Origin of the sequence: Lentzea sp. NEAU-D7 (assembly GCF_026242055.1) — a bacterium.
Classification (GTDB): domain Bacteria; phylum Actinomycetota; class Actinomycetes; order Mycobacteriales; family Pseudonocardiaceae; genus Lentzea.
Genome location: NZ_JAPJDL010000001.1, coordinates 399,604 through 416,919 on the forward strand (window position 1 = coordinate 399,604; position 17,316 = coordinate 416,919).

At 71.6% G+C, this 17,316-nt stretch carries 19 protein-coding genes; 13 read left to right on the forward strand and 6 right to left on the reverse strand.

The window, feature by feature from the left end; genetic code table 11:
* Window positions 1-12 precede the first annotated feature (12 nt).
* The gene (locus tag ORI60_RS01760) at window positions 13-933 is read left to right on the forward strand and encodes a toll/interleukin-1 receptor domain-containing protein (protein ID WP_266033181.1); all 921 of its coding nucleotides are present in this window, start codon (window positions 13-15) and stop codon (window positions 931-933) included.
* Between the two features lie 32 nt (window positions 934-965).
* Window positions 966-1,799 (forward strand): hypothetical protein, encoded by an 834-nt coding sequence (locus ORI60_RS01765; RefSeq protein WP_266033183.1) that lies wholly within the window; start codon window positions 966-968, stop codon window positions 1,797-1,799.
* An 81-nt stretch (window positions 1,800-1,880) separates the two neighbouring features.
* On the opposite strand, the gene ORI60_RS01770 is transcribed toward ORI60_RS01765, so the two are convergent.
* Entirely contained in the window at window positions 1,881-3,026 is a 1,146-nt protein-coding gene (locus ORI60_RS01770) for a GDSL-type esterase/lipase family protein (protein ID WP_266033186.1), read from the reverse strand.
* Window positions 3,023-3,340 carry a winged helix-turn-helix transcriptional regulator gene (locus tag ORI60_RS01775; RefSeq protein WP_266033189.1) on the reverse strand — a complete coding sequence of 106 codons (318 nt, stop codon included), beginning with the start codon at window positions 3,338-3,340 and terminating at the stop codon, window positions 3,023-3,025. The genes ORI60_RS01770 and ORI60_RS01775 overlap by 4 nt, the downstream gene beginning before the upstream one ends.
* A 62-nt stretch (window positions 3,341-3,402) precedes the next feature.
* Between ORI60_RS01775 and ORI60_RS01780 the strand changes: the two genes are divergently transcribed.
* From ORI60_RS01780 to ORI60_RS01795, 4 genes are all read left to right on the forward strand, one after another.
* A complete protein-coding gene (locus ORI60_RS01780) occupies window positions 3,403-3,876 on the forward strand; it encodes a group II truncated hemoglobin (RefSeq protein WP_266033192.1) in 474 nt (157 codons plus the stop codon).
* Between the two features lie 93 nt (window positions 3,877-3,969).
* The gene (locus ORI60_RS01785) at window positions 3,970-4,620 is read left to right on the forward strand and encodes a helix-turn-helix transcriptional regulator (protein WP_266033195.1); all 651 of its coding nucleotides are present in this window, start codon (window positions 3,970-3,972) and stop codon (window positions 4,618-4,620) included.
* Window positions 4,617-5,537 (forward strand): ornithine cyclodeaminase family protein, encoded by a 921-nt coding sequence (locus ORI60_RS01790; protein ID WP_266033198.1) that lies wholly within the window; start codon window positions 4,617-4,619, stop codon window positions 5,535-5,537. The genes ORI60_RS01785 and ORI60_RS01790 overlap by 4 nt, the downstream gene beginning before the upstream one ends.
* Window positions 5,534-6,622 (forward strand): alanine racemase, encoded by a 1,089-nt coding sequence (locus ORI60_RS01795; protein WP_266033201.1) that lies wholly within the window; start codon window positions 5,534-5,536, stop codon window positions 6,620-6,622. Before ORI60_RS01790 ends, ORI60_RS01795 begins: the two co-directional genes overlap by 4 nt.
* A gap of 3 nt (window positions 6,623-6,625) precedes the next feature.
* On the opposite strand, the gene ORI60_RS01800 is transcribed toward ORI60_RS01795, so the two are convergent.
* Window positions 6,626-7,246 carry a nucleotidyltransferase domain-containing protein gene (locus ORI60_RS01800; RefSeq protein ID WP_266033204.1) on the reverse strand — a complete coding sequence of 207 codons (621 nt, stop codon included), beginning with the start codon at window positions 7,244-7,246 and terminating at the stop codon, window positions 6,626-6,628.
* A gap of 22 nt (window positions 7,247-7,268) precedes the next feature.
* Window positions 7,269-7,847: a hypothetical protein gene (locus ORI60_RS01805; protein WP_266033206.1), complete on the reverse strand. Its 579-nt coding sequence runs from the start codon at window positions 7,845-7,847 to the stop codon at window positions 7,269-7,271.
* 248 nt (window positions 7,848-8,095) lie between these two features.
* Between ORI60_RS01805 and ORI60_RS01810 the strand changes: the two genes are divergently transcribed.
* Window positions 8,096-8,923 carry an SCO6745 family protein gene (locus tag ORI60_RS01810; protein WP_266033208.1) on the forward strand — a complete coding sequence of 276 codons (828 nt, stop codon included), beginning with the start codon at window positions 8,096-8,098 and terminating at the stop codon, window positions 8,921-8,923.
* On the opposite strand, the gene ORI60_RS01815 is transcribed toward ORI60_RS01810, so the two are convergent.
* Both ORI60_RS01815 and ORI60_RS01820 read right to left on the reverse strand, forming a co-directional pair.
* Window positions 8,889-9,869, reverse strand: a complete 981-nt coding sequence (locus ORI60_RS01815; RefSeq protein ID WP_266033211.1) for an SMP-30/gluconolactonase/LRE family protein — start codon at window positions 9,867-9,869, stop codon at window positions 8,889-8,891. The two genes, ORI60_RS01810 and ORI60_RS01815, sit on opposite strands and share 35 nt — an antisense overlap.
* Before the next feature lie 64 nt (window positions 9,870-9,933).
* Window positions 9,934-10,773, reverse strand: coding sequence for a helix-turn-helix domain-containing protein (locus ORI60_RS01820; RefSeq protein WP_266033214.1), 840 nt, complete (start codon window positions 10,771-10,773; stop codon window positions 9,934-9,936).
* A 102-nt stretch (window positions 10,774-10,875) separates the two neighbouring features.
* Between ORI60_RS01820 and ORI60_RS01825 the strand changes: the two genes are divergently transcribed.
* From ORI60_RS01825 to ORI60_RS01850, 6 genes are all read left to right on the forward strand, one after another.
* Window positions 10,876-11,400: an SRPBCC family protein gene (locus tag ORI60_RS01825; protein ID WP_266033217.1), complete on the forward strand. Its 525-nt coding sequence runs from the start codon at window positions 10,876-10,878 to the stop codon at window positions 11,398-11,400.
* A 174-nt stretch (window positions 11,401-11,574) separates the two neighbouring features.
* A complete protein-coding gene (locus tag ORI60_RS01830) occupies window positions 11,575-12,900 on the forward strand; it encodes a hypothetical protein (RefSeq protein ID WP_266033220.1) in 1,326 nt (441 codons plus the stop codon).
* A 61-nt stretch (window positions 12,901-12,961) separates the two neighbouring features.
* Window positions 12,962-14,209, forward strand: coding sequence for an AAA family ATPase (locus ORI60_RS01835; RefSeq protein ID WP_266033223.1), 1,248 nt, complete (start codon window positions 12,962-12,964; stop codon window positions 14,207-14,209).
* Window positions 14,206-15,426: a DUF2201 family putative metallopeptidase gene (locus tag ORI60_RS01840; protein ID WP_266033226.1), complete on the forward strand. Its 1,221-nt coding sequence runs from the start codon at window positions 14,206-14,208 to the stop codon at window positions 15,424-15,426. Before ORI60_RS01835 ends, ORI60_RS01840 begins: the two co-directional genes overlap by 4 nt.
* 390 nt (window positions 15,427-15,816) lie before the next feature.
* Window positions 15,817-16,044 carry a hypothetical protein gene (locus ORI60_RS01845; protein WP_266033229.1) on the forward strand — a complete coding sequence of 76 codons (228 nt, stop codon included), beginning with the start codon at window positions 15,817-15,819 and terminating at the stop codon, window positions 16,042-16,044.
* Window positions 16,041-17,303: a hypothetical protein gene (locus tag ORI60_RS01850; RefSeq protein ID WP_266033231.1), complete on the forward strand. Its 1,263-nt coding sequence runs from the start codon at window positions 16,041-16,043 to the stop codon at window positions 17,301-17,303. Before ORI60_RS01845 ends, ORI60_RS01850 begins: the two co-directional genes overlap by 4 nt.
* The last annotated feature ends 13 nt before the right edge of the window (window positions 17,304-17,316 follow it).

Sequence of the window (17,316 nt, forward strand, 5' to 3'; positions counted from 1 at the left end):
TACGATGTGCGGATGCTCGATCGCTCGCGCCCCTATGATCTGGCGGTCTCGTTCGCCGGAGCGCAACGCCCGCTGGCGGAGGGGTTCGTGCGGGCCTGCGAGGCGTTGGGGCTGGACGTCTTCTACGACAAGAACGTGACGACGCAGATGTGGGGCCGGAACTTCATCTACGAGTTCCGCCGCGTCTACGGAGGGCAACACGCCAGGTACGTGGTGCCGTTCCTGTCGAAGGAGTACCTCGCCGGTCCCTACCCGATGGACGAGTTCAACGCCGCCGTCGTGCACTCCCTCGAACGCGGTCACGACCCCTACCTCCTGCCGATCACGGTGGGCGGCGTGCGGATCCCCGAGAACCTGCTGAGTTCGTCGATCGCTTACCTTCGTGCCGAGGACCACGCAGTGGAGGAACTTGCGAGGATCACCGCTGAGAGAGTCGCCGCACACGGAACCGCGCCGACGCCGCCGGCATCGTCCGCGGCCAGGCCGATTCGGTTGCCGACCATAGCCGCGGCCGCCTTCAGCGAACACGTAGTCCTCGAATCGGCGCTCGCGCGGATCGGCGAGCTGTTCCAGGAGGCGGCCCCGAAGCTGGTGCCGTTCGGCTACGCGTGCCGCGTGCACGTCACGAACGTCCTCGTTCAGGTTCATCTCGAGGAACGGGGCAGCAACGGGTACGGCCTGAGGGTTCGACTGGCCGACACCGTTCGCGGTGGCAGGTTGGACATGTCCTTCGGCCGGCTCGCGCACTCGCACAACGGGATCAACGCACACGCCACCGCGGTCTGGGACGCGAGAACAGCCGAGAAGATGTTGCGATTCGACGACTACAGCGCGCACGGACAGCAGCAGCTGCTTTCGGCCGAGGACCTCTTCGAGGTGCTGTGGCACAAGATCATCGACTACATCGAGCGCACGCACGACCGCCGCGCCTGAGCGCGGCCGGGACGGCGTGGGAAACGACATGCATGGCTGACGATCTCCTCGACAAGTTCGCCGAGTACACCGATGACGACTTGTTCGGTGTGCTCGGCGTGCACCTGTACGGCTCAGGTCTGGCTGTGTCCCCGTCTGATCTCCACAGCTACGGCCGGCGTGCGGCGACATGGTTCGCCAACAAGGCGCGCTGGCTCTGGAAGGAGGTTGAGGACACCAGCACCTACCGCTCATGGCGAGCCAGCGCGAAGCAAGGGCAGGTTGCGGACCCCGTCACGATCAGCGGAATCCTCGAGGAGGACTGGGACTCCGCATCAGCAGCCGCACTCGCCCTGCTCATGGTCCGGTCGCGGTGCGCCGAGGTCACCGACGCCTACGACATCGCGGTGTCCTTCGCGGAAGAAGAGCGTGAGTACGTCCGACGTACCGTCACGGCAGCACGAGCGTTGGCGCTGAAGGTCTTCTACGAGCCAGACATGACCAACGCGTGGTGGGGCCGCCACTATCTCTTCGAGAAGCGCAAGATCTACGGACAGCTCGCTCTGCACTTCGTTCCGTTCATCTCGGCGGGCTACTTCAGCCGGCCGTCTCCCCGCGACGACTTCGCTCACGCCGTGGTGCGCGCGGTCGAGCGCGGGGATCGCTACATCCTGCCGGTGCTCGTGGGTGAGGTGAGGGTTCCCGAAGAACTGCTGTCACCGCACATCGGTGTTCTGCATGCCGATCTGCACACGCCCGAGGAGGTCGCCGCTCACATGCGACTGGTGGTCGACGCGTCGCGGGAGGAGGAACGCAGGCCCCGTGACATCGGCGCGATCATCGACCGGGCTCGCGGAGAAGTCGACGAGATCTCAAACCCACCGTGAACGTGGCCGGGCAGGGCGGGCCTCGCGGCGCAAGGCACACCATTCGCATCGTTGACCGCAGCACGTCCGGAGGCACGGTCCCTATCGGACGGCGAACGGACCGTCGCCCGCGAACGCGTACCGCGCGAAGCGCTCACCGATCAGTTCGTGCGTGGCCGTGTCGGGGTGCAGGGCGTCGGGCAACGGATGCGTGACGGCGTCCTGCTCGCCGTAGAGGCGCGTGCCGTCCAGGTAGTGCAGGTTCGGGTCGTCCGCACGGCGTTCGGCCAGGGACTCCAGCGCCTCGCGGATGATCCGCAACGTCAGCTGCGGTGCATCCCCGTGCGGGCCGGTGGCGGTGAAGACGACCTTGCCCGCCGCGAGCGCCTCCAGGTCCATGCCGCCCGGTCCCGGCGTGTCCTCGTAGCTGCCGCAGAAGATCGGTGACATCAGCACGAGCGGTGTGCGGGGATGGCCGTCGCGGATCGTGTCCAGGAAGCCGTGCACGGCCGGCACGAACGCCCGCAGCCGCATGACGTCGAAGTTCACGACGTTGATGCCGAACTTGACGCTGATCAGGTCGGCGGGGCGGTCCCGCATCACCCGCGCGACGAACGGGTCGACCAGCGCGCTGCCGCCGAACCCGAGGTTGTGCAGTTCGACGCCGCCCCGGCGCGCGGCGACCGCGGGCCAGATGCGGGCCGGTGTGGCCGCGTTGGACCCGCTGCTGATCGAACTGCCGTGGTGCAACCAGATTCGGCGGCCCTCGCCTGCCGGACGCACCGGCGCGTCCGTGCGCAGGGCGATCAGGTCCACCACCTCGTTGTGCGGCAACCAGATCTCGACGACCTTGTCACCGGGGGCGAGATCGGCGAACCGCGCGGTGAACGCCGGGCCCTCGCGGAACTCCCGCGCTCCGGTCCGCACGTCGAGCTCGGCGTGGTCGCCGCCGTCCAGCTGCTCGCTGGTGACCAACTCGCCGTCGACCACCAGGTCGACGCTGCCCCGCAGCCGCTCGACGCCGCGGTAGGAGACGGAGCTCGGGTGCAGGACCAGCTCGATCACCCGCGCCTCGGTGGCCAGCACCAGGCGCACACCGGAAGGCCTGCTCTCCGCGGTCATCAGCTGCGGGTCGGGGAAGCGCTCGCGCACCCAGGAAGGCAGGCGGTGCGGGCGCACGCCCCGCTCCGTGGCCTCCAGTTCGGCGGCGCCACGCACGAGCTCGTCGGTCAGCGGTGTGGTGATCATGTGCCCACAATGCTCGCACCGGTGCGGGCGGCGCGCTCGACACCCCAGTCGTAGAGGGCCTGCAGGGCGGGTCCCAGGCTCCGGCCCTCGTCGGTCAGCGAGTACTCGACGTGCGGAGGCACCTCGGCCCGCGCGACCAGGCCCGACTCCTGCAGCTCGCGCAGCCGCTGCACGAACATCTTCTCGCTGATGCCGGGGACCTTGCGGCGCAGGTCGCCGTAGTGGTGCGGTCCTTGTTTCAAGTGCGCGAGGATCACCGCGCGCCACTTGCCGCCGATGACGTCGAGGGCCAGCTCGACCGGGCAGTTGTACATCGGCGCTCCTCACCAAAAAGTGCGTACTTGCCGGGCATTTCGCGTGCTGCTGGAGTGGCGTCGTGATCAACGACCAGTCAACACCTTCTCTCTACACGTGGGCCGGGGGCGCGGAGGCGCTGCTCCGGCTGACCGAGGCGTTCTACCGGAAGGTCGCGGACGACGCACTGCTCGCGCCGGTGTTCGCCGGCATGGACCCCGGCCACGCGCGGTACGTCGCGCTGTGGCTGGGCGAGGTGTTCGGCGGGCCGGCCGCGTACACCGAGGAACGCGGCGGCTACGAGTTCATGCTCTCCCAGCACCTCGGCAGGGCCATCACCGAGGAGCAGCGCCGCCGCTGGCTGAACCTGATCATGGACGCGGCGGACGAGGTGGGACTGCCGGGCGATCCGGAGTTCCGCTCCGCGTTCGTGTCCTACCTGGAGTGGGGCACGCGGCTCGCCGTGCAGAACTCCGCGGCGGACGCCACGCCGTTCCACGGGGCGCCGGTGCCGAAGTGGGGCTGGGGCGAGGCGCCGCCGTACATCGCTCCCTGATCCTCCCGTGGCGAGCACCACACCGCGCTGACGGCACCTTCGTGAGACAGTTTGTTCAGAACGTGACACTTCGTTCAGAACAGGAGGTCGAGCGTGCCGGACACCACTGCGGACGCCGTGTTCGCCGCACTGGCACCCGTGCTCGACGGCATCGCGGCGACCTTCGGCCGCAGCTGCGAGGTCGTGCTGCACGACTACCGCGACCCGGAACGGTCCGTCGTCGCGGTCGCCGGGTCCGTCACCGGCCGCGTGCCGGGGGACGCGATGAGCGAGATCGGCCTGCGGGTGCTCGGCGCCGGGGCCGACGCCCGCAACGAGGTCGGGTACCTCACCCGCGCACAGGACGGGCGGGTGCTCAAGTGCACGACGCTGCCGTTGCGCGACGTCGACGGGACGCTCATCGGCGCGTTGTGCATCAACATCGACATGTCGGCCATCAACCGCGCCACCGGCGTGCTGTCCGACCTGCTCGGGCTGTCGTCGGTCGAGGAGACCAGCGCGACGACCAACTTCTCCGGCGACCTGGACCAGGTGGTCGAGTCGCTGATCGAGCGGGCGGAACGTGCGCACGCGGTGCCTGTGGCGGCGCTGGGGCGCGAGGAGCGGCTGGCGCTCGTCCGGTCGCTGAACGAGGCCGGTGTGTTCAGCCTGCGCGGCGCACCCGCCCGCATCGCGAAGCGGCTCGGCATCTCCCGCACCGGCCTCTACAACGACCTGGCCGAACTCAAGAAGGACAAGCCGTGACGACGTTCATCAGCGAGGCGGAGTCGGCGGCACTCGTCGACGACGAACTGGCGTTGGAGGCGGCGCGGGAGGCGTTCCTCGCCACCCTGACGGGATCGACGTTCCCGGTCGTGATCGGGCATTCCTCCACGCCGAACACCAGGTTCACCCTCAAGTCCGGATCCGCGGGCGAGCTCGCGGGCGTGAAGATCGGCAGCTTCTGGCCGGACAACACCGACCTGCCCCGCCACAGCTCGACGATCGTGCTGCTCGACCCGGCCACCGGGCGGCTCAGCGCCGTGGTCGAGGCGGCGGCCGCCAACGCCTACCGCACGGCCGCCGCCGACGCGCTCGCCGTGGACGCGCTGGCCCGTGCCGACTCCCGGACGCTGACCGTCATCGGCACCGGGCATCAGGCGCTGCACGAGGTGCGGGCCGTCAGCCGGGTGCGCCCGATCGAGCGGGTGCTCGTCGTCGGCCGCCGCGCCGAGGTGGCGCTGCAGTTCGCCGCGGCCGTGACCGCGCGGACCGGCCTGCCGGCCGAGCCCGCCGGCGTCGAAGCCGGAGTCGCCGCGGCCGACGTGCTCGTCACCGCCACCACGGCCCGGCAGGCGTTGTTCGACGCGAGCTGGGTCTCGCCGGGCACGCACGTCTCCGCCATGGGTGCCGACGGTCCGGGCAAGCAGGAGCTGCCCGTCGCGCTGTACGGCCGCGCGTCGCTGTTCTGCGACCTGCCTGACCAGTCGCGCGCGATCGGCGAGTTCCAGCACGCCGAGTCCGCCGCGCCTGTCGCGCTCGGGGCGGTGCTCGCCGGTGCCGCCCCCGGCCGGACGGCACCCGAGGAGATCACGGTGTTCGACAGCTCCGGCTTCGCCCTGCAGGACCTCACCCTGGCCGCCGCCCTGCTGCGCCGCCTCTCGTCAGGAGCATCCGAATGACCACAGTGGACACCCCGTTCGCCGTGCTGGACACCGACCGGCTGGACCGCAACGCCGCACGCCTGCGCGACCGCCTGGCGACGCTCGGCGTCCCGCTCCGCCTGCACGTCAAGACGTCCAAGTCCGTCGACGTCGCCCGGCGCGTGCACGACGGCGGGCCGATCACCGTGTCGACGCTCGCCGAGGCCGAGCACTTCGCCGACGCGGGCTACCGGGACGTCCTGTACGCCGTCGGCATCGACCCGCACAAGCTGCCGCGCGTCGCCGCACTGCTCCGCCGCGGCGTACGACTGACCGTCCTGCTCGACTCCCCCACCCAGGCCGAGGCCGTGACCTCGTTCGCACGCAAGGAGGACCTCCGCATCCCGGCGTTGATCGAGATCGACTGCGACGGCCACCGCGGCGGCGTCGCGGTCACCGACCCCGCCCTGCCCGAGATCGGCCGGGTGCTCGGCGACCACCTCGCCGGTGTGCTCACCCACGCGGGCGAGTCCTACTTCGCCTACACACCAGAGGCTCTGCACAAGGCCGCGCAGAACGAACGCGACACCGCCGTCGCCGCGGCCGACGTGCTGCGCGCCGCCGGCCTCCCGTGCGAGATCGTCAGCGTCGGCTCCACCCCCACCGCCCACGCCGCGACGGACCTGACCGGCGTCACCGAGGTCCGTGCGGGCAACTACGTCTTCTTCGACCTCGTCATGGCGGGCATCGGCGTCTGCACCACCGACGACCTCGCCCTCACCGTGGCCGTGACGGTGATCGGTCACCAGCGCGACAGGAACTGGGTGATCACCGACGGCGGCTGGATGGCGACCTCGCGGGACCGCGGCACGCAGGCGCAGGCGGTCGACCAGGGGTACGGCCTGGTCGCCGACGCCGGCGGCACGCTCATCCCCGATCTGGTCATGACCGGGGCGAGCCAGGAACACGGCGTGCTGAGCACGCGGGACGGCGCGCCGGTGCCCGACCTGCCGATCGGCACGCGCCTGCGGATCCTGCCCAACCACGCCTGCGCGACGGCCGCGCAGCACGACCGTTACCACCTCGTCAGCGGAGAGGTCTGGCCGCGGCATCGAGGCTGGTGACGGCTAGAGCGCAGCCAGCCAGGGGTGGCCTGGGTGCACCTGGGCCAGCCAGTCCCGCAGCGAACGACGGCGCCGCGGGCCGAGCAGGGGCAGCACGCCGTCGAAGTCCTGCTGGTCCTTCGGCCGCACCTCCTTGGCCTTGAAGAGAAGCACCAGTTCCGGGACCAGGTAAGGAATCCGGTCCGCCGTGTGCTCGATGATCTCGTCGTACGGCGACCGGATGCTTTCGTCGCGACGGCAGATCCACGTGCCGCCGTCGTGCGGCTCGCGGAAGACGTCGCACAGCCAGTCGCCGGTCGCCGGGTCCCGCAACCAGGTCTGGTGCGTCGTCGCCAGCACGTCGGCTCCCGCGTCGAACCAGACGCGGCCCGCCGACGCGACGTCGAAGGCGTGGTCGGGGAAGCGGTCGCGCACCTCCGCGAAACCCGCGGCGGGCACCGCGATCTCCAGGTCGCCGTGCGGACGGGTCTGCTCTCCTCGGAACAGGTCCAGCGCCCAGCCCGCCGCCACGTACCAGGGCGTGCCGACCCCGGCGAGCAGGCGCGCGATCTCCTCGGGACGCCACGCGTTCTCCCAGCGGGCTTCCAGTTCCCGGTCGTCGAGCACCACCCCGAACTCCGCCATGCCGCACAGTGTGCGGCCGTGCTCAGGAAGAGCGCACGTACTGCACCGGCCCCGCGCTCGTCCGAAGGGTCAGGATCGCGTCGGCGATGGAGAACGTCGCGGTCGTCGCCGCACCGCCGGTCGGCTGCAACGTGAGTTCGTCACCCTGCACCTTGAAAGTGCCGCTGGTCGTGTTCCCGCCGTCGCGCTGACGCTGGTAGGTGCCGTTCTCGGCGAAGACCAGCGTCTCGAAGATGTCGTCCATGCCCATCCACGAACCGGCCAGCGCGAGGGTCCCGCCCGAACCGGCGTCGGCCTTGAGGTAGGTCTGTCCGGCCAGGGTGAGGGTGCCGCCGCTGATCGACCAGTCCTCGGTGCTGGACTTCCCGTCGCTGCCCGAGAAGGTGATCCGCGCTCCTCGCATGGTCGCCTTGCCGCTCCAGTCGAACGTGCCGCTGTACTGGCGGAAGCCGCCGTCGGCGGTCAGCACGAGCACCAGCACGCCGGACTTGCTCGTGCTCGCGTTCCACTCACCCACGAGCGCGGCCGGGAGCGCCGTGGCCTGTCGCGGTGGCTCGGAGACCGGCGAGGACGGTGCGGGTGACTCGGTCGGCGCGGACATGGTGACGACAGTGGTGGTGGTCGACTGCGGTGGCGCAGCCGTCGAACCGCACCCCGCGAGGAACAGTCCCAGCATTACCAAAAACAGCGGATGAATTCTCGCTGTGGCGATCATTTCGCCTCCTCCCTGCCCTCCTTCGCGTTCGCCGCCGCCATTGTTAGCACCTTTCCGGGCCATCAGAAGAAATGTTTACGCGACCAGGCGAATTCCAGGATGTCCGGAATCGGGTCTCTGGCACGATGGCCGCCATGACCCGCACCGCCCGGCGCATGTTCGAGCTCCTGGAGCCGATCTGCCTCGTCACCTTCTTCGCCACCGAGTGCGACGAAGAGCTGGCCGCCCTCGGCCACCGCGGCTACTGGGACGGGTACTTCGCCAGCCGCGCCGCACCTTTGGGGCGCGTGCCGGCGGAGGTCGTGCACGCCGCGTTCTACAGCTTCGCCGAGGGCGAGGCCGCGCGGCACATCCCGCGCGCCTGGGAGAAGATCCCGCCCGAGGCGTCCCTGGCGGCGCGGGAACGGGGCAGCGCGGCCTCCCTGCGGCGGATCCTCGGCGACGAGATGGCCGGCTCGCCCGGTCTGCTGCGCGCCGCCGACCTCACCACCAAGGCCGCGACGAGCGCGCCCACCGAAGGCCGGGTGATGTACGCGGGCATGCGCACTCTCGAAGTGCCGGGCGACCCGGTGGCCCGGCTTTGGCACTCCGCGACCATGCTCCGCGAACACCGCGGCGACGGACACGTCGCCGCGCTCGTCGGCGCGCGGATCGGCGGCACCGAGGCACATGTGCTCTCCGCGATAGCCATGGGCATCCACCCGCCGGAGTCGTTCGGGCGCATCCACCACCTGCCGCAGGAGCGGCTGGCCGCGGTCATGAACGGCCTGCGCGAGCGCGGGATCGTCGACGTGGACGGCCGGTTCACCGACGCCGGTCGCGCGCTCCGGCAGAGCGTCGAGGACCTCACCGACGACCTCGCCGCCGCGCCCTACGAGGCCCTCTCCCCCGCCGAGCTCGACGAGCTGATCGCCGTGCTCGAACCGATCACCGCGAAGCTGGCGGCCGCCGGGTCGAAGTGATCAGACGGGCACGCAACAGGTTGGGGTCCTTCCCGGTGAGGTAGGCGGCGCTCGGCACGTAGACGTCGTGACCGCGCACCACGACCGTGGTCGGGCCCTGCAGTCCGTCGGCCACGGTCAGGACCACGGTGTGGCTGCCGTCTGGCCTGACCAGCGCGACCTGGTTGACGGTGTCCAGCGCGGCGATGATCTCGGTGCCGCGGCCGGTGAACGCGAAGTCGTCGATGCCGGTCAGGCCGGTGGCGACCACCTCAGCACCACCCGCGGAGCCGTTGGCGCGCAACGGGATGCGCACGATCGTCCCGCGGTCGAGGTTGGTCACCCACACCGCGCCGTCCCGCAGCCGCAGACCGTTCGCGCCGAGGAACCCGGCGGGAGCGAGCACCTCGTCGGACGACCAGACCGCGGCGGTGCCGCCGGACGCGGGCACCCGCCAGACCGCGCCGGTGGAGTCGGCGACGTAGAGGGTGCGCTGGTGCAGCGCGATGCCGTTCGGCAGGCTCGTGGCCGGCAACGCGGCGATGCGCCGTGGCGTGCCGCCAGGTCGCAGCGACCACACGCCGGTGAGGTCGGCGGTACCGGTGGCGTACAGGAAGTACAGGGTGCCGTCGGCGGCCCGGTCGATGCCGACCGTCAACGGGAATCCCAGCGCGGGCGTGTTCACCCCGCCGTCCGCGGGCGCGGGCAGCGTGGCCAGGATCCTGATCCTGCCGCCGGGCGTGATCTCGGCGATCTGCCGGGCCTTGGCGAACGTCACGTACGCCGTGCCGTCCGGGGCGAACACCATGCTCTCCGGTGTCTGCCCCTGGGCGAGGTCGAAGTGCTGGACGACGCGCGCCGCGCACAGCGGATACGTCGCGGCCGAGGCGGGGACTGCGAGCGGGACGAGGGAACTCGCGGCCAGAACGGCGGCGGCGAGTGCCTTCCGGGCGGTTTTCGCGGACATGCTTTCCTCACTGTTTTCGGGCAGGCGGCAGCGCCGCACCCTTCCGATGTGACTGCTTGTGGTGTCAGGCCGTGGCTTGGGCGAGCAGCGCCAGCGCTGTGTGCGAGGACGAGCCCGGTCGCGTGGTGGCCACGACGACGCTCGGGCCGAGGCCGTTGCTCAGGGTCTGCTGGGTCGCGGTCAGCGGACCGACCAGCGGGTGCCGCATCTCGTAAACGGCTGTGGCACAGGCTTTGACGCGGTGGTCTGCCCACATCGACGCGAAGTCCGTGCTCTTCGCGCTCAGCTGCCCGACCAGTTCGTGCAGCGCGGCGTCGTCCGGATGCCGGCCCACCACCAGGCGCAGGTTCCCCACGACCGCCCTGGCCTTGCTCTGCCAGTCCGCGTAGAGCTCGCGGGTGTGCGGGTCGAGGAACACCAGCCGTGCCATGTTCGGACGCACCGGCTCGTCCACCGCGCCGAAGTCCAGGTGCCCGGCGAACAACGCGTGGCCCAGCCGGTTCCAGGCCAGCACGTCGCTGCGCAGGCCGAGCACGACGGCGGGGACGTCCGCCAGTGCGGCGAGCAGCTGGCCGGTCGCCTCGTCGACGCGTTCGGGAGCGGGCCTGCGCGGGCGCGCCCGCTTCACCGGCCTGGCCAGGACGTGCAGGTGCTGCCGTTCGGACTCGTCCAGCCGCAACGCGGTCGCGAGCGCGTCCAGGACACCGGGCGAGGCGCTGGTGGAGTGTCCCTGTTCGAGCCTCGTGTAGTACGAGCTGCTCACCCCGGCCAGCCGGGCCAGTTCGTCGCGGCGCAGACCGGGCACTCGGCGCCGCTCGTCGTACGTCCGCACGCCGACGTCCTCGGGACGAAGCTGCGAACGCCGTGTCTTGAGGAACTCCCCGAGCCGTGCGGTGTCGTTCATGGATTCGAGTATGTGCCCGGTCCGCGCGCTTCACGTGTCCCAGCCGGGGATACGCAGAGCCGGGAGTGGTCCGCCCGCGGCCCGGCCGGTCAGATGGGTGCCATGAACGACATCGATCTGACCGACCTCACCTTCACCCGCCGTGCGTGGGTCGACGCCGCGCCCGCCGACGTCTACCGGCTCGTCAGCGACGTGTCCGGGATCGGCCGCTGGAGTCCCAACGCGAGCGACGTCGCCTACGACGACGGCGCCGGCCCCGAGGTCGGCGCGTGGTTCAGCGGCCACAACCGCAGGGACGGCAAGGAGTGGACCACCCGCTCACAGGTCGTGAAAGCCGAACCCGGCAGCGTTTTCGCCTTCGTGGTCGGCGGCGCCGAGGACGGCATCGTCGAGTGGAGCTGGACGCTGCGGGCCCAGGGGCGGGGCACCGTCGCGGAGCAGTCGTGGCGGCTGCTCCGCACGGACCCCGTCCTCGGCAGCACCCGAGCCGACCTGGTCGCGTTGCGGGACTACATGGCGGCCAGTGCCGAGACCACGCTCATCGCGCTCGCCGAATGGGTCACCGGTCGGGGTTCGAGGTCCGTCACTCCCGAGCGGCCCGCGACGTCGAACGGCACCGAGACCTGATCAGGCGTGATCAGCCAGCGCCCGCCCTGCGGAATTTCGTCCACTGTGGACCATCCTTGCGCGGGATCGTGGACGCGAAATCCCGCGCCAAGCGCTTGCGGGCTCTGCTACGGTGTCCCCGATGATCACCAACTCGAGCAGATCGGGGGTCCCGTTCACCAAAGGTGAGTGCTGATGCACCACTCGACCGTGAATGGACACTCCCGCCTCACCTTCTGGTCGCACGTGCGCGAGTTCGCCGTGCCGGCGTCGATGATCGAGTCCGCGACCGCCCGCCGTCTGGCCGGTGACTGGTCCGGAGCCTGCGCCGCGGCGCGGGTCGATGTCGATTTCACCCTGCCCGCCCTGAGTCGCTCGCGCGGGAAGAGGTTCGCGGACCTGGTTCGCACCGATCTGCGTCATCTCGCCCCCGACCTGCTTCGGTGGCACTTCCCGCGGATCAGGCCGGACGGCGTGCTGCGCCCCGGTCTCACCCTCTCCCTCGCCCGGTACCGGCCACCGGACGGTGGCGCCGAGGTGCATCTCGTCGCGCGCACACCGCCTTCCTGGGCCAGTGCGGGGCAACGGATCAGCCTCGCGCTGTGGGAGCGGTCCGGGGCCCTGAGCAGGGCCGGCGGCCATCCGCATCCCCGGCCGGATCGGCGCTTCCGGCTCGATCTGCACCGCCACCTGTGGGACACCCGCAGGACTTCCGAGCTGCCGGAACGGTGCGGGGCCGCGCAGTGGCCCACCGGCGACGGTCCTGAGCGAGCGGACAACCGCGCCACGCATCGCTGGGCGGCCGAAGCCGCGCTGGTGCTGTGCGCCGAGGGGTGGCCGGGCAGCTCCGTCGTGGTGCGGCTCGGTTCCCGGCGGCAGGTCGTGCTCGACCTGGACGCGCCGGGGCTCACCGCGACCGCCCCGCGCGGCGGCACGCTGCCGGTTCTGCCGGACGCGGCCACGTGGGTACCGCCCGACCTGGAGCTGTGGCACGCCGGCGCGATCGACGCCGACCGGCTGCACCCCCTCGTCAGGTCCGCGCTGCTACCGGAACATCCGCCGGCGGACGCGCCGCGAAGTCCTGACAGCACAGCGAGTTCACGCCTCGTCGACTGTCGTGGCGCCGTGCACCGGATCGGCGTGGTGGACGGGGTGCTCGCCCCGCTCGACCACACCCCGGACGAGATCCGCCGGGAGGAGCTGCTGGCCGCGCTGGGCGGCCGGAGCCTGCCCTGCCTGCACGCGATCGACACGGCGCACCGGCACCCGGAAGATCTCCTGGACATCCGCGCACGGCTGGACCACGGCGACGTCGCCGGTGCCCTCGCCGTCGTCGAAGGCCTGCTCGGACCGGACGCGCTGCTGCTCAGCGGCGCGTTGCGCGACGAGTTGGAGGCGGCGGCGCGGCGCAAGGTCCTGCACGGGCTGTACCGGGCGGAACTCCACGACGTCCGGCCGCTTCCGTCCTCCAGGGACTCCCTCCGCGCTCGTCGGCGGCGCGCGGCTCTCCTCCACTCCTGAGCTCCCCTTCTCCTCGCCCGGCCGGCGCACGGCCTCAGACTTGAACCAAGGTGATCGACACATGCCCTCCACCACGACTGTCCACAATGGATCGACGGACGCCCGGCCCCTGGACGTGGCCGCGGATCTGCTCGCCCTGCTCGGTGACACCTCCACCGAGCACCGGGCCGACCCGCAGCTGGAAGCCCTGACGCTGGCCGTGTCCGCCGACCTGCCGGTGCTGCTGTGGGGTGAGCCGGGGATCGGCAAGACCGCCGCCCTCACCCAGCTCGCCGACTCCCTCGGCCTGCCGCTGACGACGGTGATCGCCAGCGTGCACGAACCCTCCGACTTCTCCGGCCTGCCGGTGGTCGGCGACGACCCGGCGACGCAGGGCGTGCCGATGGCGCCGCCCGACTGGGCGGTCCGGCTGGTCAGGGCCGGGCGCGGACTGCTGTTCCTCGACGAGCTGTCCACCGCGCCGCCCGCCGTCCAGGCCGCGTTGCTGCGGGTCGTGCTGGAACGCCGGGTCGGCGCCCTGCGCCTGCCGCCGGGCGTCCGGATCGTCGCGGCCGCCAACCCCCGTTCCTCGGCCGCCGACGGCTGGGAGCTGAGCCCGCCGCTGGCCAACCGGTTCGTCCATCTCAAGTGGACGTTCGACCACGAGGTCGTGGTGCGCGGACTGGGCGGGACCTGGCCCACCTCCGCACTGCCGCGGCTGGCACCGGACCTGGTGCCCGACGCGGTGGCGTTCGCGCGCCGGGCGGTGTGCGCTCTCCTGGCCGCGCGGCCGAACCTCGTGCACCAGATGCCCAAGAACGAGACGCTCCGCGGCGGCGCCTGGCCCTCACCGCGCAGCTGGGAGATGGCGCTGCGCCTGATCGCCTTCGCGACGGCGGCCGGCACCTCGCGGGAGGTGCTGTCCATGCTGGTGCGGGGCACCGTGGGAGACGGTCCCGGGCTCGAGCTGCTGGCGAGCCTCGACCGGATGGACCTGCCGGACCCCGAGGACCTGCTCGCCGATCCGGCGAACGCCGTGCTGCCCGAACGCGGCGACCTGCGGCAGGTGGTGCTCGACGGAGTCGTCGCGGCGGTGCGCAACCGGCCGGACGAGGCCCGCTGGAACGCCGCGTGGGCACTGCTGACCCTCGCCGTCGAGACCGGCGCGCCGGACCTGGTCGTCGTCCCGGCGACCACGCTCGCCACGCTGCGGCAGGACGACTGGCAGGTTCCCGCGGCGATCGAGCAGCTGGCCGGAGCGGTGTCGCTGGCGCAGCGGGCGGACCGGGCCGGGGCGCGCGCCAGGACCGTTGCGGTGGCCCGCCGATGACGTCCCTGGACGAGGAGAAGCTGTTCGCCGCCCGCCTGTACGCGGTGCGGTGCCGGCCGTACCTGGCGACGGCGTTGTTCGCGCTGAAGGTCGTGGAGTCGCGCCAGGTGCCGACGATGGCCGTGGACCGGCACTGGCGCTGCTACGTCTCGCCGGCGTTCGTCGACGCCAGACCCGTGGAGGAGCTCGCCGGGATCTGGGTGCACGAGGTGTCCCACCTGATCCGCGACCACCACGGGCGCGGCGACCGGTTCGCGGCGCGCCACGAGCTGACCGGGCCCGGCGAACGGCTGCGGATGAACATCGCGGCGGACTGCGAGATCAACGACGACGTCTTCGGCGACGGCCTGGTGTGCCCGGACGACGCCGTGCTGCCGACGGCGCTCCGGTTGTCGCCGGGCGAGCTGATGGAGGACTACCTGCGGCAGTTCCGGCTCGGCCCGTACACCGCCGCGTTCGCCTGGCTCGACTGCGGCAGCGGCGCGGACGGTCTGGAACGGGAGTGGGACCTCGGTTCGGGCGGTGCGCACGGGCTCACCGCGCACGAGCAGGACGCCGTCCGGTTCCGCGTGGCGCAGAGCATCACGGGCCACCCCGGTTCCCTCCCGCGGGGGTGGCGACGGTGGGCGGAGGAGGTGTTCCACCCGCCGCAGCCGTGGCGCGAACTGCTGGGATCGGCGGTGCGTTCCGCGGTCTCCGGCCCCGGCGTGGGCGAGGACTACACGTACGGCAGACCCGCCCGCAGGTCGGCCGGCGTGCCGGGGGTGGTCCTGCCGAGCCTGCGCCGCAGACCGCCCAAGGTCGTCGTCATCGTCGACACGTCCGGGTCCGTGAGCGACGCCGAGCTGGGCAGCGCGCTCGTCGAGATCGCCGCGATCGTCCGCGCGGTGGGCGGGCATCGTGATCTCGTCTCGGTGCTGTCCTGCGACGCCGCCGCCCACATCACCGGTCCGCTGTGCCAGGCGGAGGGAATCCCGCTGGTGGGCGGCGGTGGCACGGATCTGCGCCAGGGCTTCACCAAAGCCCTGCGCACCCGCCCGGACGTCGTCGTGGCCCTGACCGACGGCCAGACCCCGTGGCCCGGCGCGGCACCGCCCTGCCGGACGGTGGTGGGCCTGTTCCCGCGACCGAGTTCGTCCGGCGAGGACGACGAGGACGATCCCGACTACGTCCCGGACCTCCCGCCCTCCTGGGCGCGGGTCGTCACCATCGGCTGACGATTCATATTCCAGGTGTGCTGTCCGCATTGATTTCTTCTATGCCGTCAGCATCAGGGTGAACGTATAGTCGCCGCCATGGCAGCAGCGGCGCCGAAAACATTCCCAGCCGCACTTCTCGTGATTTTCGCGGCCTTTCCCCAGGCAGGGTGCGCAGGACCTGTCGCACCGCCGCCTCCGCCGCCGCCCTCCGCGAACTCCGTTGCACCGCAGCCGGTCGCGGGCCCGGAGTGCGCCGCTCCTCCGCCCGCCGGCGATCCGAGCCCTGCACGGATCGTCGGCGAGTGGGTCTGCACGGCATCGACCACCGAGAAACGCTTTCGGTTCTCGTCCGACGGCAGGTACAAATCCCGCGAGGCACTGGAGTACAACGTTCCATCGGGCCGATTCGTGTTCCACCGCGACCAGGAGGGCACCTACACCGCGGCCGCCGACCGGCTCGAACTGAGACCGGACCGGTCCACCAGGACCCGCAAGATGCCGGAGGACGCGGCGGGCGACTACGTGGAGGTTCCCGAACCGCTGGAGCGCCGGACCTTCACCTTCCGGGCCGATCTGGACTCGTTGCACCTGCACGAGTCCGGCGGCCACGCCCTCGTGCTGCTGCGGGACTCGTGAGGGCACGGGTCGTCCAGGTCGTCGCGATCCTGGCCGGCGCGGCGTTCACGTTCCTCGCCGGGTGGAAGTACAGCGACGCGTCCAGCGCGTGGCAGGAGGCGATCAGGGTCGAGGTGGACCGGGCCGGTGTCCGTCAGGACGAGGTCAGGCGGGTCTACGCGAACGAGGGCCCGTTCGCCTTCCGCGTCGCCGCGCTGCAGATCCGCGCCGAGGCGCTGGCACCGCTGGAGGGCGTGAACCCGTCCGCCGCCGCGGAGCGGACGATCGCCGAGAACGCCGCCTTCTCCTTGCGGCAGGCCTCCGGCCCCACGACGCTGCTCGGCCAGCGGCGCTACGACCTGCCCGGTGGCGGCTCGGACCTCGTCCACCGGCTCGCCGACGTCGCCGCGCAGCGCGCGAAGCCCTTGCCCGACCCCGAGGTCTCCGACCGGAGGGGCGATGACTTCGCCCGGTTCGCGCGGTGGATCTCCGTGATCACGGTGCTCGTGACCGGCTTGGCCGTGGCCGGCGCCTCCCTGCGCGGATCCGCCCGGAGCCAGGAGGTCGAGCTCTTCGCTCAGCCGGGCGCGGCGGACGAGCCGGAGCGGCGGTTCGCGTACCTGGCGCTCGCCGTCTGGGCCGCGGGCATCCTCTTCCCGCTGGTGCAGCTCACCTTCAGCTCGCAGGAGCAGCGGCTCCAGGCCGAGGCGGCCAGGTATGCCGTTCAGGCCAGGAGTGCCGAGAGCATCAGCACGACCCGCACGGAGTTCGTGAACACCGCCCGCCAGATCGCCCGGGAAGGCGACGTGGCCGCGACCGGCAGAGAGATCGACGCCGCCTACGCGGACGCACGAACCGCGGCCGCAGCCCGCGAACTGGCACGCGCGGAGGAGGGCGCCGCCGCCCGGAGTGACGGGGTGGCCGTCGCGATGGCACGGGCACCCGCACCGGCGGACGGGATCGAGGCCGGCCTGGCCGCAGCGCTCGTCTCCGGGCAACGGGACTGGGACTCCCTGGCACAGCAGTCGGCGCGGGCGACGAAGGACGCGGACGTGGCCGGGATCGTGTCGAACACCATGCTCGGCGTCATCGGTCTCGTGGTGCTGGCGGAGGCCCGCGTGGAGGTGACCGCCGCGGGACGCAGGCGCGCTCAGACCGAACGACCCGACCAGCGAACCGCACGTCCCCGCAGCGATCGCACGATCGGCCTGGTCTGCCTCGCGCTGGTGCTCGCGGTGGTGCTGCGGCTGGTCAGCCGCCGAAGCGCCGGCCGGGAGTAGTCCGCAGCGCCAG

Excerpts from the sequence above, each read along its gene's own strand:
- ORI60_RS01815 (WP_266033211.1), bottom strand. The coding sequence starts at position 9,869 with ATGTCCGCGAAAACCGCCCGGAAGGCACTCGCCGCCGCCGTTCTGGCC.
- ORI60_RS01775 (WP_266033189.1), bottom strand. The coding sequence starts at position 3,340 with ATGTACAACTGCCCGGTCGAGCTGGCCCTCGACGTCATCGGCGGCAAG.
- ORI60_RS01765 (WP_266033183.1), top strand. The coding sequence starts at position 966 with ATGGCTGACGATCTCCTCGACAAGTTCGCCGAGTACACCGATGACGAC.
- ORI60_RS01840 (WP_266033226.1), top strand. The coding sequence starts at position 14,206 with ATGACGTCCCTGGACGAGGAGAAGCTGTTCGCCGCCCGCCTGTACGCG.
- ORI60_RS01760 (WP_266033181.1), top strand. The coding sequence starts at position 13 with ATGCTCGATCGCTCGCGCCCCTATGATCTGGCGGTCTCGTTCGCCGGA.
- ORI60_RS01810 (WP_266033208.1), top strand. The coding sequence starts at position 8,096 with ATGACCCGCACCGCCCGGCGCATGTTCGAGCTCCTGGAGCCGATCTGC.
- ORI60_RS01805 (WP_266033206.1), bottom strand. The coding sequence starts at position 7,847 with ATGTCCGCGCCGACCGAGTCACCCGCACCGTCCTCGCCGGTCTCCGAG.
- ORI60_RS01825 (WP_266033217.1), top strand. The coding sequence starts at position 10,876 with ATGAACGACATCGATCTGACCGACCTCACCTTCACCCGCCGTGCGTGG.
- ORI60_RS01800 (WP_266033204.1), bottom strand. The coding sequence starts at position 7,246 with ATGGCGGAGTTCGGGGTGGTGCTCGACGACCGGGAACTGGAAGCCCGC.
- ORI60_RS01770 (WP_266033186.1), bottom strand. The coding sequence starts at position 3,026 with ATGATCACCACACCGCTGACCGACGAGCTCGTGCGTGGCGCCGCCGAA.
- ORI60_RS01830 (WP_266033220.1), top strand. The coding sequence starts at position 11,575 with ATGCACCACTCGACCGTGAATGGACACTCCCGCCTCACCTTCTGGTCG.
- ORI60_RS01795 (WP_266033201.1), top strand. The coding sequence starts at position 5,534 with ATGACCACAGTGGACACCCCGTTCGCCGTGCTGGACACCGACCGGCTG.
- ORI60_RS01835 (WP_266033223.1), top strand. The coding sequence starts at position 12,962 with ATGCCCTCCACCACGACTGTCCACAATGGATCGACGGACGCCCGGCCC.
- ORI60_RS01820 (WP_266033214.1), bottom strand. The coding sequence starts at position 10,773 with ATGAACGACACCGCACGGCTCGGGGAGTTCCTCAAGACACGGCGTTCG.